Genomic DNA, 14,472 nt, shown 5'->3' on the forward strand with positions numbered 1-14,472 from the left:
GATAACCCGCCTTCTAGTCAGGCACACTTCAAATTTTTTGAAGAAATCAAAAACACCAACCCTTGCAGGCTAGCTGGCGAGCACTGTATATTTATACAGTTGTCGTCGCATCCCGGAAAAGCTGGCTCTTAAAGCCCCCGCGCGGCGCCTGCGCTTTCTCTCCCCCACCTCGAAAGGCAATCATGTTCGTGGACCGCACCGAAATCATCAACGCAGCCAAGGCACTGCGCGCCAGCCAGGAAGAATCCAGGTACAGCAAGCTCGTCGCGCTCGCGAACAAGCAACTCAAGGCAATGCAAACGGCAATCCAGAGGGGCAAGGAAGAATTCGAGACCAGACTGGTACTCGACATCAACGAAGACAATCCGCAAGCAGCGCTGGAACCGCGCGCGCAACGGCTAGCCGATGACCTCAGAGCCCAGGGCTACACCGCAACGGTGACTACGTTTGCCGAGGTCAGCACCGACCGCAAGAACTGGACGCCGAATATCACGGTCGTCATCGGTCTAGGCGACATGGTTTCGGAAGTCGACAACGCGATAGCGGAAAGCACGGTGACCGACGAGGCGGAAGTCGCGCTGGCTGGCGAACCTGCCAGTGAAAAGGCCTGACAGCGGGCGGGCAATCCGAGATAAGGCACGGCATCACGGGGCTTCGCGCACGGTCGCGGGCGTGATGGCTGTTCCTACGAGGGAAATCTGCACGCGATCTACCAGTGGCGCCCGATGTAGGAAACCGTGGCGTATAAGGACGCAATGCCTGCGTTTTGATCGAACGAGGACTGTCACCACGTATGGCGGATCTCACTGGGAGGGATCACGCTCGCGCCGTGAGCCTGTGCGCGGCTATCCCTGCTGGCTTCATCGAGTACGGCCATAAACAGACAGTCGGGATAAACTCCAATTTCTGCCCTGAACGACCGAACACCTCTCTCGTTATGTCCTCGGGCCACCGTGGAAATCGCTCACGACATCGCCAGCTTTGTCGCTAAAGAGGACAACTGGCTTCCCTTGGATTCGCTCGTTGCCGAACCCTGGCAGGCAGGGTATCCCGAGCAAGCAATACCTCAGCTTCTGAGCGTGTTTGAGCGCTACCCAGAGGAAGATGGTTTTGGCGTGGTATGGACGGTTCTCCATGGACTTGAATCGTTGCCGAACTATGAGCCGGAGTTGCTTCGGTCCCTCGGCCGGCAGCCGAGCGAGTTTGGCATTTGCATGGTTGGCCGGCTGATCAATTCAGGCATACGAGAGGTCGGCGGCATTTCGCTAACCGACACGCTGCGAGAACTGGCTGCCGCGGCGAGGTCCCCGCGGCTCCGCGAGACCGCGGTAGGCTTTGTTTCCCGAAGCAGATGATTCTTCACTGTGCACTCGGGTCCGATACAGAAGTGCACCGCCGCTGCGGGCTCAGCGTCGGTGAAACTTCCGAGGTCGTCCAGCAACCCTCCTCAATCAATCGCTTCCAATGACGCTGCCACAAGACGACTGGACCTGCCCTCGACTGCACTGCTATCAATCCGAGGGACAGGTACCGATGCTGGAAGTGCAAGGCACCCTGCCAACCGGCGCCCAAGCCGCCGTCGGAGGCCGAGGTCCGACAGGCACGCTTCTTCGGACCCGACGCGATGAGTCACCCCTTCCCGCTCAAATCGCCTTATGCGCGGCGATGTTGCGATATTGGCCTTTGAAATACAGCAAGGGCTGCGTAGCGGCAGCTTCTTGCCGGTTCAACGCTTTCACTTCACCAATCACGATCAAATGATCGCCTGCCGTGTGTTCGGCGTAGATTTCGCAATCGAGCCAGTGAAGGCTGCCGGCAATGAGCGGATTACCCAGCGGCGATTCCTGTCGTTCGACGCCGTGCCACTTGTCCGTGCCGCGTCGGGCAAATTGGTTGGAAATCTCGACTTGCTTATCCGACAGGATGTTGACTGCGAATCGACCCGCCTGGCGAATTTTTGGATAGCTGGGCGAACTGGACATGACGCTGAATGAGACCAGCGGCGGGTTCATCGACACGCTATAGAACGACTGGCAAGTGAAGCCGATCGGCTCGCCGTCAATGTGCGATGTAATCACCGTGATACCGGATGCGTAGTGCCCGAGCGCTTCGCGAAAGCGCAGTGGCTCGATAGCAGTACTGGAAAGTGACATATTAGGTACTAAATACTGGGTGCCGCTCGATCAGGGCAAGCAAACCCGTCGACGGTGCCACCTGATCCATTTCGATCAGAACAGCGCCTTACGGGCCTGCTTGCGCTTGCCGGCCAAATCGGAGTCGACAAAGGTCTTTCCTTCATCCGGATACTCGGGCTACACCTGCCCTCAATCCCCCCGTGCGGCACTTCCGACTTCAGCTCGGCATTAGTTCGAGAGTTCTCTGCGGACGATTTCTGCGCCGGCGCTCAGCGCATTCAGCTTGCCTCGTGCTACTGCACGGGACAGGGGGGCCATGCCGCAGTTGGTGCAAGGATAGAGCTTGTCGGCATCGACAAACTGAAGTGCCTTGCGCAACGTATCGGCGACTTCCTCCGGCGTTTCAATGGTGTCGGTTGCCACGTCGATGGCCCCCACCATCACCTTCTTGCCTCGAATGAGTTCAATGAGGTCGATCGGCACACGAGAGTTGTGACATTCCAGCGAGACGATATCAATATTGGATTTTTGCAGCTTGGGGAAGGCTTCTTCATATTGCCGCCACTCCGACCCCAGCGTCTTTTTCCAATCGGTATTGGCTTTGATGCCGTAGCCATAGCAAATATGCACGGCCGTTTCGCATTTGAGCCCTTCAATCGCCCTTTCCAGTGTGGCAACCCCCCAGTCATTTACCTCGTCAAAGAAAACATTGAATGCAGGCTCATCGAATTGAATGATATCAACGCCGGCGGCCTCCAGTTCTTTGGCTTCCTGATTGAGGATTTTGGCGAATTCCCAAGCCAGCTTTTCTCGACTTTTGTAATGATCGTCGTAAAGCGTGTCGATCATGGTCATGGGGCCTGGCAAAGCCCATTTGATGGGTTGCTTGGTTTGCTGACGCAGAAACTTGGCGTCTTCGACAAAAACCGGATTTTGGCGGGCCACAGCACCGAAGACCGTGGGTACGCTCGCATCATAGCGATCACGAATTCGAACGGTCTTGCGGTTCTCGAAATCAACGCCGCTGAGGTGCTCGATAAACGTAGTAACAAAGTGCTGGCGCGTTTGCTCACCATCACTGACGATATCGATGCCAGCGTGTTGCTGTTCTTGCAGCGACAAACGCAAAGCGTCTCGTTTGCCCTCGACTAATTCCTCATCTTGCAATCTCCAGGGCGACCAAAGTTTCTCGGGTTGTGCAAGCCAGGAGGGTTTAGGCAAGCTGCCGGCAGTTGAGGTGGGAAGCAATTTTTTCACGATTAATGACCTTTCGTTTTTATTTGATCAAAGAACATAGTTGGCAGACCACTGCTGGAGAATGGCTTGGTACGGTTTTATGAATTGCTCCTCGACAAACTGTCCCTGCTCAATAGCCAGCCGGCGGCGTTCTTCCCGATCGTAAACAATTCGAGTCAGCGAAAAATCCTCGTGCTTCAGGCTCGGCTGATAAGATTCACCGGCGGCGGAATTCGCGTTGTAAATTTCAGGGCGGTAAATTTTTTGGAACGTATCCATCGTGCTGATGGTGCTAATAAGCTCGATGCTGCTGTAGTCACTGAGCAAATCGCCAGAAAAATAAAAAGCCAAAGGTGCAACGCTATTCGGAGGCATGAAGTAGCGAACCTTCAGCCCCATTTTTTTGAAATATTCATCGGTTAGGGAATATTCATCTTGCAGGTATTCAACGCCCAACACAGGATGCTGATTCGCAGTTCGATGGTAGGTCTTGCTACTCGAAACGCTCAGGCATATAACGGGCTGCTTGCTGAAATGAGATTTGTAAGCATTCGAATTCACGAAGCACTTGAATAGCTTCCCGTGCAGATCCCCGAAGTTATCCGGGGCACTGAATTCCTGCTTATTCTTGTTGTGCTCCAGTAATAGGACGCTGAAGTCATAATCTCGCACGTAAGATGAGAAATTATTTCCTGCCATGCCCTCGATGCGCTCGCCGGTTTTTCGATCGACAACATTCGCCTTCAAGATTTCAATCAAGGGGAGGCCGTTGTCGCTGCTTTCGCCATCGATATTCATCTCGACGGAGATGATTTCAAGATTGACGGCATAACGATCGCCCTTGGGGTTGTCCCAATGCGCCAAGGCATTGAAGCGGTTGTCAATCATCCTGAAGGTGTTGCGCAAATTCTCTTGGCGACTCTCTCCCCGGGCCAAGTTGGCAAAGTTGGTCGTGATGCGCGTATTGTCTGACGGGCGATAATCTTCGTCGAAACGAATGCTCTTAATCGAAAATGTAAAATCTGTGCTCATGGTGATCTGATGCCCCGATGAAGGAGACGCCCCTTACTGCGGGGACAAAAATGATGAATGGAATGGCCGGAGGCCCGTTCAGTCTTGTGCAGAATCGCAGCGGATAAGGGGCGCAGGTTGGGTTCGAGTTGCTTCGGATGCCCCAGCGGAATTCCGAGGGCCTGCGCCGTGGCGATCCGGGATATGCCCCGGACGGTACGCAGCGCGACCAGGCTGTCTTATCTGGCTACAGATGGCGAGTTCAGGATTCGGTGGCCGAGTCGTCGTCGCCGTAGAACTTCACGCCCAGTTGAATGCGTTCCCGGCCGCTTTCGAGGCGATGCCGATTGGTGTCGCGCAGCGAGTAGACGCAGCCGCAGTATTCCTGCTGGTAGAAGTTTTCCCGCTTGCTGATCTCGATCATGCGCGCCGAGCCGCCGCCTTTGCGCCAGTTGTATTCCCAGTACAGCATGTCCGGGTAGTGCGACGCCGCCCGCACACCGCAATCGTCGATCTGCTGCATGTTCTTCCAGCGTGAGATCCCCAGCGAACTGGTGATGACCGGGAAGCCATGCTCATGGGCGTACAGCGCGGTGCGCTCGAAGCGCATGTCGAAGCACATCGTGCAGCGCACGCCGCGCTCCGGCTCGTTCTCCATGCCCTTGGCACGTGCGAACCAGTTATCGCGATCGTAATCGGCGTCGACGAAGGGAATGCCGAACTTGTCCGCAAAACGGATGTTCTCGTTCTTGCGCAATTCGTATTCCTTCAGCGGATGGATGTTCGGGTTGTAGAAGAAGATCGTGAAGTCGATGCCGGAGGCCTGCATGGCCTCCATCACTTCACCCGAGCACGGTGCGCAGCAGGAATGCAGCAGCACTTGCTTGTGTCCGGCGGGTAACGCCAGTGGCTTGCGTTCGATTGCGGACGCCATGAGAACTCTCCATGAATTACGCCCGCATTCGTCGGACTGAATAAGCCCGAATTATGGTGTCCGGCCGGGGACATGAAAATCGATATGTTTTCATGTTTCCATGAGCAGCGCTCATGGATTCGGTCGCAACGATGAATCAAGCCACGGCAGGCCCTTTCGCTTGCTCGATAAATGCACGCAGGTAATCGATACTCATGTCCGCCTCACGAGCGCCCAGAAAGATGTGCTTGGCAATACCGTTCTTGCCCAGCCGGACCGGCACCACATCCATTTTGTCCGCGTATTCCAGCACCAGCCAGCGCGGCAGTGCTGCCACGCCACGGCCGCTGGCGACCATCTGCAGCATGATGTCGGTGGTCTCGATCGCCTTATGGCGTTTGGGCGTGATGCCGGCGGGCGTGAGGAACATGCTGTAGATATCCAGGCGGTCGACCGGCACCGGGTAGGCCACCAGTATCTCATCGGTCAACTGCTTGGGCTTGATGTATTCCTCCTTGGCCAGCTTGTGATTGCCGGCAACGACCAGGACTTGCTCGTAGTCGAATACCGGTTCGAATACCAGGCCCGGCTTGTCCAGCGGATCGGGCGTGACCAGCAGGTCGATCTCGTAACCGAACAGCGCGCCGATGCCACCAAACTGGAATTTTTGCTTCACGTCTACGTCAACGTCCGGCCACGCGGCCAAATAGGGCGACACGACTTTCAACAGCCACTGGTAACAAGGGTGACATTCCATGCCGATGCGCAGGGCGCCTCGCTCACCCTGGGCGAACTGCTGTTGCAGATCGTTATTTCCGCCAATGGTGGTCACAATTTCCGCCAATATGGAGATTTGACCGCTTTTTCCTACCCCTTGCGCTGACGCTTGCTGATCGCATGGAGCACCGCAGTGAGGTTGCGGCAGATGCGTAGCGTGCATGGTGGGAGCGAATTCAGCCTATGGCCAGGGACTTGGCAGACAGCCGTGTGCGGATCCAGCCAATCCCGCTTCCAGCGAGGCGAGAAAACGTCGACGGGATTCAGAACCAGGCAGTCGAAGCAGTATGGGAGCTGATCTCGGTCTGACACCCACGCCATAGGTGTTTGAAGTGCCTCGAGCCTTGGCATACCAATATGAGTCAGCATCGCAAGGCGGCACAGTGCCTGCTCATCCATCGGGGGAAATAGCAGCCAGCCAGAATTGGTCAACGCCGGAAACGCACCAAGGTCGCCAATCTGCCACAACTGGTCAACACTGATCTGATACCTTGCGGCCAGGCGACCGAGCCAACCGCCAAACGCTTCGTCATCGAATGGACGCGGAGCAACGGGCCAAGGCCTGACACCCTCAGGAGAGCAGGGTTCGCGCTGCATTCTCTATGTGACCCAGGTCGATGGCCTCCTTCCCATCCCGGATCGCGAGTTCTGCGGAAACAGTCAAGACACGCGACACTTCCCCGGTTAGCCCTCCACTTGCAGTCAGAATGGCATGTACGATCTCTCGCCGTGCGAGATTCGACGGACGTCGAAGCGGCAAAATCATCTCGAAGGCTGCGAGAAGAGAACGAAATGCCTCCGTCTCCTGCCATCTCGGCACCTCGAAACGGGCGAATCGACTGACCATCTGAGGATCCGTTTGGAGCGCCAAGACGGCGTCTTGAGTGCCAACGAGGACAACCGCGATTTTCAAGTCATTGGCGAGGAACTTGAGCAAATTCAGGGATGCACGCTGCTCCCGATAGTTGCCTGCCAACAAGTGATGAACCTCGTCAACGATCAGCATGCGCGCCGAGACTTTTCGAAGCAAGGCACGACTCAGGTTCTCAAGCGCAGATAGCCTTGCCGCCGCGTTGAAGGGAGCACCCAGTTCGAAGAGCAACGAAGAATAGAACCTCGGCTGCTCCGGTGTCGGTGGCATCTGCATAGCAACAATACTTCGCAACTCGACGCCCTTCCCTTCGTCGTACTCGGGTGGATGACGACGCTGGAACTTGGAGACAATCTGCGTCTTACCGATGTTGGAATCTCCGTGCAGCAACAGACACGGCATACGCTCCCGCTGAGGTGTTTGGAGGAGACGCTCGAGAATCTCCAGTGCTTGGGTTGCGCGCGGGTAATCTATCCAATGGCTACGTGCCAATCCTTTAATTCTGACACCATCGTCGCACATAGCCAGCTCTCTCGCGGCCGGGAGCAGATGTGTTAGCAGCGGGCGCATTGCAATTACAGCGGCTCGACATTGACACTGGGGGCGGCTTGTTGTAATCCACTGCCGGCTCAGATTGCTTGCCCAACGTGTTTGCACGTACCGAGTTTGGCGCCTCGCCAAGGCTCTGTGGCGACAGTTCCTTCAGAGCTTCGCCTTGACGATTTGCTCCTAACGTTTGCGATCTAGCGTGGGAGACAATCCGACGTTGCTCATCAATCGCGTCAAATACCTTCGCTTCTGTGACATACTCTTTGCCTTGGGATCGTAAGCGCCGTAACGCACTGCGCTGCTCCCACAATGACACTCGGCCACGACGCAAGTCCGCAAATGTCGCTTCAACGTAGTGCTTTCCGTCGACACTGACAAAGATTCTGGAGAGATCCTCAGGGTGGTATCTTGTAATGACTTTCTGCTTGGTCGCCCGCCAGGCGGCAAATATTGGATGCCAGTACCGCAGGTAGAACAGCGTCAGCCCATCTGACTGCACGGTCCGATAAGTCATCGGCAAGAACTGGATTAGAAAGCGCAATGGTTCAGGCGCCGCATTGGGGAGTAAGCGTGGAGGCGTCTTTTGGCCCGCCGTCGCCCACTGCGAAAACGGAGTGGCGCCCTGCAGCCCGCGGTGAGCGTTGTGGTGATAGCGTTCGGCAATCTCGAGAACTAGCCACCGCTCAAACTCCCGGATCGTCAAGGAGGCTTCCTTCTCCGGCGGTCTGGCCTTGCGGCCCTTGGGTGACGAGCCAGTCGACCCTGGCAAACTGTGGACACGTTCCATGATGGTCCTCATCAAACGTTCGATATGGCCCCCGAAGTACGGTCTCCCCGCAGGTCGGTACATCAGTTCGACGCCGTACTCCCGACACCCCGCTCGCAATGCCCTGCCCTTGAATTCCGCCGCATTATCGAGATGAAGTAGCTGTGGAATGCCGTGCATAGGCCAATCAACGCTAACATCGAGGCTGGCGAGCCAGCCATCCTTTGGCAAGACAACGCGAGTCAATAGCAACGCAACAGTTGCCGCGTTGGGGCGGTCCATCCCGACGTATACGCCAACGACGCATCTTGTCGAAACATCGAGGGCGATGCTTAGCCATGGCCGGCCAATGGGGCGTCGGCTCGCATCATCCACCAGCATCAAATCGGCCAGCGTGTGATCAATCTGCACAATGTCCATCGGACAGCGCGCCACAAGATGGCCTGGGGGAATCTCAGAACCCGGCAGCGTTGCGAGCCGAAGTGCCTCTTCTTCCCGATGTGCGCGCCAGCGTCGCGAAATGGTAGATCTGCTTGGCGGACTAATACTTGCCGCTGCGCATCGCTTCCGGATTTCGACGACCAGCTCGAAGAGCGGATGAGCAAGATAAGGCTGTCGCGGCAGCCAATCGGAAAGTACCTCCCTCACAATTTCCTCGACAGTCGCCGCTAGACGCGTATCTCCCACTTTGGGACCTCGTTCATACGGTATCAACGCGCTCGCCACCGGATCCGCGAGGAAGCGCCGGCGCAAGTGGTAAACCGTCGCCCAATGGATTCCCAGCAATTTGCCAGCATTCTCGGCTTGCCTACGCGAGAGAGGAGCCCTCCCAAGCGGACGCAAGACCCTCGCAATCGCCAGCTCGCGCTTCGTTGCAATCCTCATCGCGTGTCCAAGACAGTGACTCAGTCACATTAGGCGATTTACTGAACGGGTGACCCAGGCTGGCGGAATTAGTGGACCCAACGCCCCAAAACGCGTTGCCTACCAGCAACAGTGGTAGACGTCACAACGGACGAAAGATCCATTACGGATCAATCAGTTGGATCGAGTGAATGCTAGCGGATATAGCGGCTACCGCTGGGGGTATTGGCGATCTGCAACAATTGGCGTGGCAATGGGCATTACAGGAACCGAGGTGGCGAAAGAAGCCGCTGCCATGGTGCTGACAGATGACAATTTCGCCACCATCGTCGGCGCGGTAAGGCAGGGCCGAACTCTCTACGAAAATATCATCAGCTTCGTCCGCTTCCAACTCTCTACCACCACCGGTGCAGTAATGACCCTGCTGGTGGCCCCGCTGGCCGGTCTGCCGGAGCCCTTCAATGCCATCCAGGTGCTGTGGGTGGCCATGATCATGGACGGCCCGCCGGCAGTTGCGCTGGCGCTCGATCGGCCAAGACCAGGCGCCATGCACGAGAGCCCGCGCCGGCGTGGCGATGACATTCTCAGCCGGCGCCGCTTCGGCAAGATCATGGCGCTGGGCGCGACCATGATGGCTGGTACAGTGGGCGTGCTGTATTACGGGATGCAGAACGGCTCCGAAGCACGTGCGCTGACCCTGGCGTTCACCACATTCGTGCTGTTCCAGTTCTTCAACGTCTTTAATGCCCGCGCCGAGAAGGGGTCGACGTTCAATAGCCGCTTCTTCGATAACCCCATGTTGTGGGCGTCGCTCACTGCGGTCCTTGGTTTGCAGGCGGTGGCGGTGCACTGGGGGCCGGCTCAAAGCATTTTCCATACCGCCGACCTGACGGCCAGCGATTGGCTCATTGCGGTCGGCGTCGCCTCCTTGGTGCTGCTGCTCGAGGAGATGCGCAAGTTGCTCGCTCGCCTCCGAATTTTTCGTGGCAGCACGCAGGCGGCACGAGCATCGGTCTGAACTCGAGGGCGGCCGCACGCACCGGGGGGTGAGCGCTACTGCAAGGCAAGCCCCAGGCGTATACCATCGGCGCCGCCTTCCTGATCCACGACGAAGCCACAGTCTTTCGGTAGCTTCAGCAACACACGGTGTCCATCAAGAGCCCGCCGAGGCCCCTTTCCTTGGGTCCGAACGGACAACAATGGCCAATTGGACGTGGGCTGGCTGGCGGAGCATGCACCTGCCAGCGTTTCGACGGCATCGAACACTTGATCGGTGATGTTGAGGCGGAGCATGCCGGCACATCGCCGCATCGCAGACGTCATCGGCGCCGGCCAGCGTGCCGATGTACGACGCAGCGGCCTTTGCACCTTCCGGTACGAGCACGGCCTTCACCACCATCACGGGCTTATTGCGCGCCACGCCCATGCCGCGGACATGAATTTGTCAGCGTTGCGCACCGATTCCACATAGCGTGTCGCCATTGCCTACAAGATAATCAAGCACATCTCCCAGATCCACGTCGGCACTGTCGCCCAGCGAAATGACATGCGACACGCCGATATCCCGGGCGAAGGCCTGTCGAGTACAGCCCTTGTGAGCGTACCGGACTGCGAAATGAAAGCCGGCTTGCCGGGCTTCGCTGCGGCGTGGGCGAAAATCGCGTTCAGGCCAATGCCGGACGCCATCAGCCCTGCCCAATTCGGGCGGGAATACGCACGGGGCACGGTTCGTCATGCTGAAGGCGACAGCGCCCTTTTTGGGAAGACGAAGTCAATCCCGCCAGGGGTGCAGCAGCACTCTATGCTGGCCTCGAAAGACTAACGCTACATAATCACTTCTTCGTTGATCAGCCACGTCCTTGAAAACCTTATTGGCCACGCCCAGCCCTTGAAACGGTCCTCGCCGTCGGCCTGCTGGCTCACGTCCGGATTCTCCTTGCGCGCGAGCTTGCGATACGCGCATCGTACCTCATCCTGCGGTGCGCCATTTGCAGCGCGAGGACTTCGTAGTAGTCCCTGTATTTCATTCCATAGTCCGCCGATATTGACTCGTGCAGCCAGCGCGTGTTGCGCCTGCATATTGCGTTCCCTCTAGCTCACAATACTCACGCGCCGTTAGCCTATAGTCGCGATCGTCTTCTCAAACTCGACTTCCGCACGCAGTCCCTCCAGATCCCGGTGCACGATGGCCACTGCCAGTTTCTTGCCACCCCGCCGATAGGTGACCGTGCAGTTCTGCGTCTCGCCATCGAGTTTGCCATCGATCTCGGCCTGATCCCACCGCTCGGCGTGGCCGACATAAGCAAGGCCGAAATCGTACTGCTCGGTCCAGAAGAACGGCACGGCGTCGAATCGCTCGCGCCGACCGAGCAAGTTGCGTGCTGCGGTCTGTCCCTGGCGTTCGGCCACCACCCAATGTTCGACGCGGATGCGCTCGCCGGTGAGCCGGTCCGGCCAGCGGGCAATATCGCCTGCCGCGAAGATGCCCGGTACGCTTGTCTCGAGGTATTCGTTGACGGTGACGCCGCGGTCGATGGCGAGGCCTGCCTGCTCCGCGAGCGCGATCATCGGCCGTACGCCGATGCCGATAACGACAATATCGGCAGGAAGATTCTCCCCGCTCTTCAGTTGGACTCCCTTCTGGTCTATGGAAACCGCTGTGCTGCCAAGATGGAACGTTACTCCGTGGCGTTCGTGGAGCCCGCGGATGAAGTTTCCGACGTCCGGTCCGAGAACTTTCTCCATGGGAACGCTCTCCGGCGCAACCACGTGCACCTCGATATTGCGTGCGCGCAGCGATGCAGCCACCTCGAGGCCGATGAAGCTCGCGCCGATCACCACTGCTCGCTTTGCCGTGAGCGCACTGCCGACGAGTGCGCGGCTGTCGGCGAGCGAGCGCAGATAGTGCACGTGCCTGAGATTTCCGCCGGGCACCGCCAGCCTCACCGGCTCCGCGCCGGTGGCAAGCAGCAGTGCATCGAATGCAATACGACTGCCGTCCACGAGGTGAAGTTGTCGGCTCGTCGTGTCGAGCGAGACGACAGGCGTATCCAGCTTCAAGTCGATGCGATGCGCCTTGTAGAACTCCACTGGACGCAGCGGATTCGACTCTGCGGACGTGGAGCCCGCCAGGAAACCTTTCGAGAGGTTGGGTCGATCGCACGGCCTCGCTGCATCGGCGCTCAGCAAGGTGATGAGACCGGAATAACCCTCGCGGCGCAGCATCTCGGCGGCGGCGTTGCCTGCGGCGCCGCCGCCCACGATAGCGATCGAATGAGGGGTCCCGGCCGCCTGGGGCAACTGCTTCGGTTCCGCACGCACAAGCCTTTCGCGAACATACACGCGGCCGTCCTGCTGTTCGACACGCCAGCAGGCAACCGGATCAAGCGCTGGGGCGCGGAGCGCTTCACCGGTGCGCAGGCTAAAACAGGCATGATGCCAGGGGCAGCGAATCGTGTCGCCGACCAGCAGCCCGTCGGCTAACGGAGCGCCGTAGTGTGTGCAATGAGCGCCAATCGCGAACAGCTCACCTCCACGCCGCAGAAGCAATACTGGCTCGCCGTTGGCATGACCCGGCAGCATCGCGCCGTCGGCAACTTCTGAAAGCGCAATGCCCCTCGCGAGGTCCGGTCCGCTCAGTTTTTTCGCATGTTCGTTCATTCGATTCTCCTGATGTCGACGATTGCCGGCAGGTTCCCACCCGTCACTCGCAGGACGGCCAGGCGAGCGATTCTCACCACCTCCGACACAACCTTGCAGAGAGCATCATCTGGCCGCCAAGCCAGGCTGAAACCAAGAACAGTTCGAAACCGGCGACCGAACGCAGAACCGGAGGTGCTCATGCCCGAACCCATGCTCGTGGGATTCCGCGAAGCCGGATATAGGCCGCATTCAGCACAACGACGGAGAGCTTGTGGGCCATGTGTGTCAGCGCGCGTTTCCTGACTGGCGGAGCGTCCCCCCTTGTGAAGGACGGCCGATATATCCGGGTACTGCCGCGCAAAGCGCGCCTACCGTGCTGAAAAGCGCGACGGACGACCACGCGTATCCCGGGGCTCCGCCCACACGGATAACGTCGCAGGCGAAGGCAAGAATCCATAGACTGATCGAAAAGACAGTCACTATCGGAAGGACGAAACGCTTGCAACTCGCGCGAGCACGCATAGGTATCCTCCGTCGATTGCCGGACTATGTTGGTACAGGGCGAAAAGGGTTACGGGTTCTGATGCCCCTGTCACGCCCAGCGCCAAGTCTTCCGTACCCGCTCCTTGTACGCACATGCGAACCTCACGGGAGCGATCCCGAATGGCCAATGCGCTCCGCGCAGCGCCAGGTTTCACATTCGTCCGCGGCTTGCAGTCCCCCCCCCCCCCCTCTAGGGCTGCATCTTTTTCAGCGTGCCACCTTTGTGCATCGCGATATGGTCGGTCTTGTCACTCCTGATCTCGTACTGCGGATCCTCCACGCTGGCGTGATGAGTGTGCCCCTTGTAATCGATGTCTTTCGTATGCACCTTTATGATCCTGCCGCTGACATGACCAGCCTCCGAGTTCCAAGTCACGTAATCGCCAACCCTGAGCCTTGTTGTCATGATAGATGCCCCTGTTCGATGCAAGTGCAGTGATGCCGAGAATCTCGCAGACGCGTTACGATTCAACAGCAAAAGCAACTGCTCCCATCCATCCTCAGCATATATCATGTTATGATATAATTTAAGTTAAATTAAATTATGAAAGTGTCAACATAGTGGCAGTGGCTTCAACTGATCGCTTGTGTGTTATCCCGGATCGGCGGCCAAGGGCCGATGGCCAACTGCTTTCCAGCGCCGCCTGCGTTCTGTCGGCGGGTGTGTTCGTCGTTACGTAGTGGCGCCATCAGTGAACCAGTTAGGAGCAATGCCATGGACAATGCAATGTATCCGGCGTCGGACGCGGGAATCACGGCAAGGCGCAAGGAGCTCGCGCCCGGACCGCTCGCGGCGTTCAAGGTGTTCAGCGACAGCGTTTTCGTCGACGGCGCGCTGCCTACGAAGACGAAGCAGTTGATCGCGGTAGCAGTCGCCCATGTCACTCAGTGCCCCTATTGCATACGGGGCCACACGGCGGCCGCCCTTAGAAGCGGCGCGACGGGGCAGGAAATCATGGAGGCCATCTGGGTTGCGGCGGAGATGCGTGCAGGCGCTGCGTATGCCCATTCGGCCCTGGCGCTCGACACGATGGCGGCGAATGTGAGTTCAAATTCGGAAGAGATGCCCCATGTCCACGGTCATTAAGCACGTGCAACCGAGTATGGCAGACCCGCGGGAGCGCGGGCTGCGCGGCCCTCAGGCATGCCGGATGGGCTCGGATGT

The 14,472-nt window shown here is 58.0% G+C and carries 14 protein-coding genes and 2 pseudogenes; 4 read left to right on the plus strand and 12 right to left on the minus strand.

Going from position 1 to position 14,472, the window contains the following annotated elements:
- Positions 1-182 precede the first annotated feature (182 nt).
- Both CTP10_RS35540 and CTP10_RS35545 read left to right on the plus strand, forming a co-directional pair.
- Entirely contained in the window at positions 183-611 is a 429-nt protein-coding gene (locus CTP10_RS35540; protein ID WP_116322508.1) for a hypothetical protein, read from the plus strand.
- 342 nt (positions 612-953) lie between these two features.
- Positions 954-1,355, plus strand: a complete 402-nt coding sequence (locus CTP10_RS35545; RefSeq protein ID WP_147316283.1) for a hypothetical protein — start codon at positions 954-956, stop codon at positions 1,353-1,355.
- A gap of 288 nt (positions 1,356-1,643) precedes the next feature.
- Here the strand turns inward: CTP10_RS35545 and CTP10_RS35550 are convergent, their stop codons facing one another.
- From CTP10_RS35550 to CTP10_RS35585, 8 genes and pseudogenes are all read right to left on the minus strand, one after another.
- Positions 1,644-2,153, minus strand: coding sequence for a flavin reductase family protein (locus tag CTP10_RS35550; RefSeq protein ID WP_116322510.1), 510 nt, complete (start codon positions 2,151-2,153; stop codon positions 1,644-1,646).
- A gap of 210 nt (positions 2,154-2,363) precedes the next feature.
- Positions 2,364-3,392 (minus strand): methionine synthase, encoded by a 1,029-nt coding sequence (locus tag CTP10_RS35555; protein ID WP_116322511.1) that lies wholly within the window; start codon positions 3,390-3,392, stop codon positions 2,364-2,366.
- A 27-nt stretch (positions 3,393-3,419) separates the two neighbouring features.
- Complete coding sequence (locus CTP10_RS35560) at positions 3,420-4,403, minus strand: DUF1852 domain-containing protein (RefSeq protein ID WP_116322512.1); 984 nt, start codon at positions 4,401-4,403, stop codon at positions 3,420-3,422.
- 241 nt (positions 4,404-4,644) lie between these two features.
- Positions 4,645-5,316: an epoxyqueuosine reductase QueH gene (locus tag CTP10_RS35565; protein WP_116322513.1), complete on the minus strand. Its 672-nt coding sequence runs from the start codon at positions 5,314-5,316 to the stop codon at positions 4,645-4,647.
- A 136-nt stretch (positions 5,317-5,452) separates the two neighbouring features.
- Positions 5,453-6,094 (minus strand): annotated as a pseudogene (locus CTP10_RS35570) (LysR substrate-binding domain-containing protein); the annotation flags it as partial.
- Between the two features lie 68 nt (positions 6,095-6,162).
- Positions 6,163-6,669 carry a TniQ family protein gene (locus CTP10_RS35575; protein WP_116322514.1) on the minus strand — a complete coding sequence of 169 codons (507 nt, stop codon included), beginning with the start codon at positions 6,667-6,669 and terminating at the stop codon, positions 6,163-6,165.
- A complete protein-coding gene (locus tag CTP10_RS35580) occupies positions 6,644-7,513 on the minus strand; it encodes a TniB family NTP-binding protein (RefSeq protein WP_011154320.1) in 870 nt (289 codons plus the stop codon). The genes CTP10_RS35575 and CTP10_RS35580 overlap by 26 nt, the downstream gene beginning before the upstream one ends.
- The gene (locus CTP10_RS35585; RefSeq protein ID WP_233528336.1) at positions 7,440-8,678 is read right to left on the minus strand and encodes a Mu transposase C-terminal domain-containing protein; all 1,239 of its coding nucleotides are present in this window, start codon (positions 8,676-8,678) and stop codon (positions 7,440-7,442) included. Before CTP10_RS35585 ends, CTP10_RS35580 begins: the two co-directional genes overlap by 74 nt.
- A gap of 718 nt (positions 8,679-9,396) precedes the next feature.
- On the opposite strand from CTP10_RS35585, the gene CTP10_RS35590 reads away from it, so the two are divergent.
- A complete protein-coding gene (locus CTP10_RS35590; RefSeq protein WP_199414690.1) occupies positions 9,397-10,140 on the plus strand; it encodes a cation transporting ATPase C-terminal domain-containing protein in 744 nt (247 codons plus the stop codon).
- A gap of 135 nt (positions 10,141-10,275) precedes the next feature.
- Here CTP10_RS35590 and CTP10_RS41460 read toward each other — a convergent pair.
- The 4 genes and pseudogenes from CTP10_RS41460 to CTP10_RS35605 form a co-directional block, all read right to left on the minus strand.
- Positions 10,276-10,857, minus strand: a pseudogene (locus CTP10_RS41460) (hypothetical protein).
- Between the two features lie 89 nt (positions 10,858-10,946).
- The gene (locus CTP10_RS35595) at positions 10,947-11,201 is read right to left on the minus strand and encodes a hypothetical protein (protein WP_147316284.1); all 255 of its coding nucleotides are present in this window, start codon (positions 11,199-11,201) and stop codon (positions 10,947-10,949) included.
- A 36-nt stretch (positions 11,202-11,237) separates the two neighbouring features.
- A complete protein-coding gene (locus CTP10_RS35600) occupies positions 11,238-12,782 on the minus strand; it encodes an FAD-dependent oxidoreductase (RefSeq protein ID WP_116322516.1) in 1,545 nt (514 codons plus the stop codon).
- 715 nt (positions 12,783-13,497) lie between these two features.
- Positions 13,498-13,713 (minus strand): DUF2945 domain-containing protein, encoded by a 216-nt coding sequence (locus CTP10_RS35605; protein WP_116322517.1) that lies wholly within the window; start codon positions 13,711-13,713, stop codon positions 13,498-13,500.
- A 309-nt stretch (positions 13,714-14,022) separates the two neighbouring features.
- Between CTP10_RS35605 and CTP10_RS35610 the strand changes: the two genes are divergently transcribed.
- Complete coding sequence (locus CTP10_RS35610; RefSeq protein ID WP_116322518.1) at positions 14,023-14,394, plus strand: carboxymuconolactone decarboxylase family protein; 372 nt, start codon at positions 14,023-14,025, stop codon at positions 14,392-14,394.
- The last annotated feature ends 78 nt before the right edge of the window (positions 14,395-14,472 follow it).

Source organism: Cupriavidus sp. P-10, from assembly GCF_003402535.2.
Taxonomy (GTDB): domain Bacteria; phylum Pseudomonadota; class Gammaproteobacteria; order Burkholderiales; family Burkholderiaceae; genus Cupriavidus.

Excerpts from the sequence above, each read along its gene's own strand:
- CTP10_RS35550 (WP_116322510.1), bottom strand. The coding sequence starts at position 2,153 with ATGTCACTTTCCAGTACTGCTATCGAGCCACTGCGCTTTCGCGAAGCG.
- CTP10_RS35585 (WP_233528336.1), bottom strand. The coding sequence starts at position 8,678 with ATGGACATTGTGCAGATTGATCACACGCTGGCCGATTTGATGCTGGTG.
- CTP10_RS35560 (WP_116322512.1), bottom strand. The coding sequence starts at position 4,403 with ATGAGCACAGATTTTACATTTTCGATTAAGAGCATTCGTTTCGACGAA.
- CTP10_RS35540 (WP_116322508.1), top strand. The coding sequence starts at position 183 with ATGTTCGTGGACCGCACCGAAATCATCAACGCAGCCAAGGCACTGCGC.
- CTP10_RS35575 (WP_116322514.1), bottom strand. The coding sequence starts at position 6,669 with ATGCAGCGCGAACCCTGCTCTCCTGAGGGTGTCAGGCCTTGGCCCGTT.
- CTP10_RS35605 (WP_116322517.1), bottom strand. The coding sequence starts at position 13,713 with ATGACAACAAGGCTCAGGGTTGGCGATTACGTGACTTGGAACTCGGAG.
- CTP10_RS35580 (WP_011154320.1), bottom strand. The coding sequence starts at position 7,513 with ATGCGCCCGCTGCTAACACATCTGCTCCCGGCCGCGAGAGAGCTGGCT.
- CTP10_RS35565 (WP_116322513.1), bottom strand. The coding sequence starts at position 5,316 with ATGGCGTCCGCAATCGAACGCAAGCCACTGGCGTTACCCGCCGGACAC.
- CTP10_RS35610 (WP_116322518.1), top strand. The coding sequence starts at position 14,023 with ATGGACAATGCAATGTATCCGGCGTCGGACGCGGGAATCACGGCAAGG.
- CTP10_RS35600 (WP_116322516.1), bottom strand. The coding sequence starts at position 12,782 with ATGAACGAACATGCGAAAAAACTGAGCGGACCGGACCTCGCGAGGGGC.
- CTP10_RS35595 (WP_147316284.1), bottom strand. The coding sequence starts at position 11,201 with ATGCAGGCGCAACACGCGCTGGCTGCACGAGTCAATATCGGCGGACTA.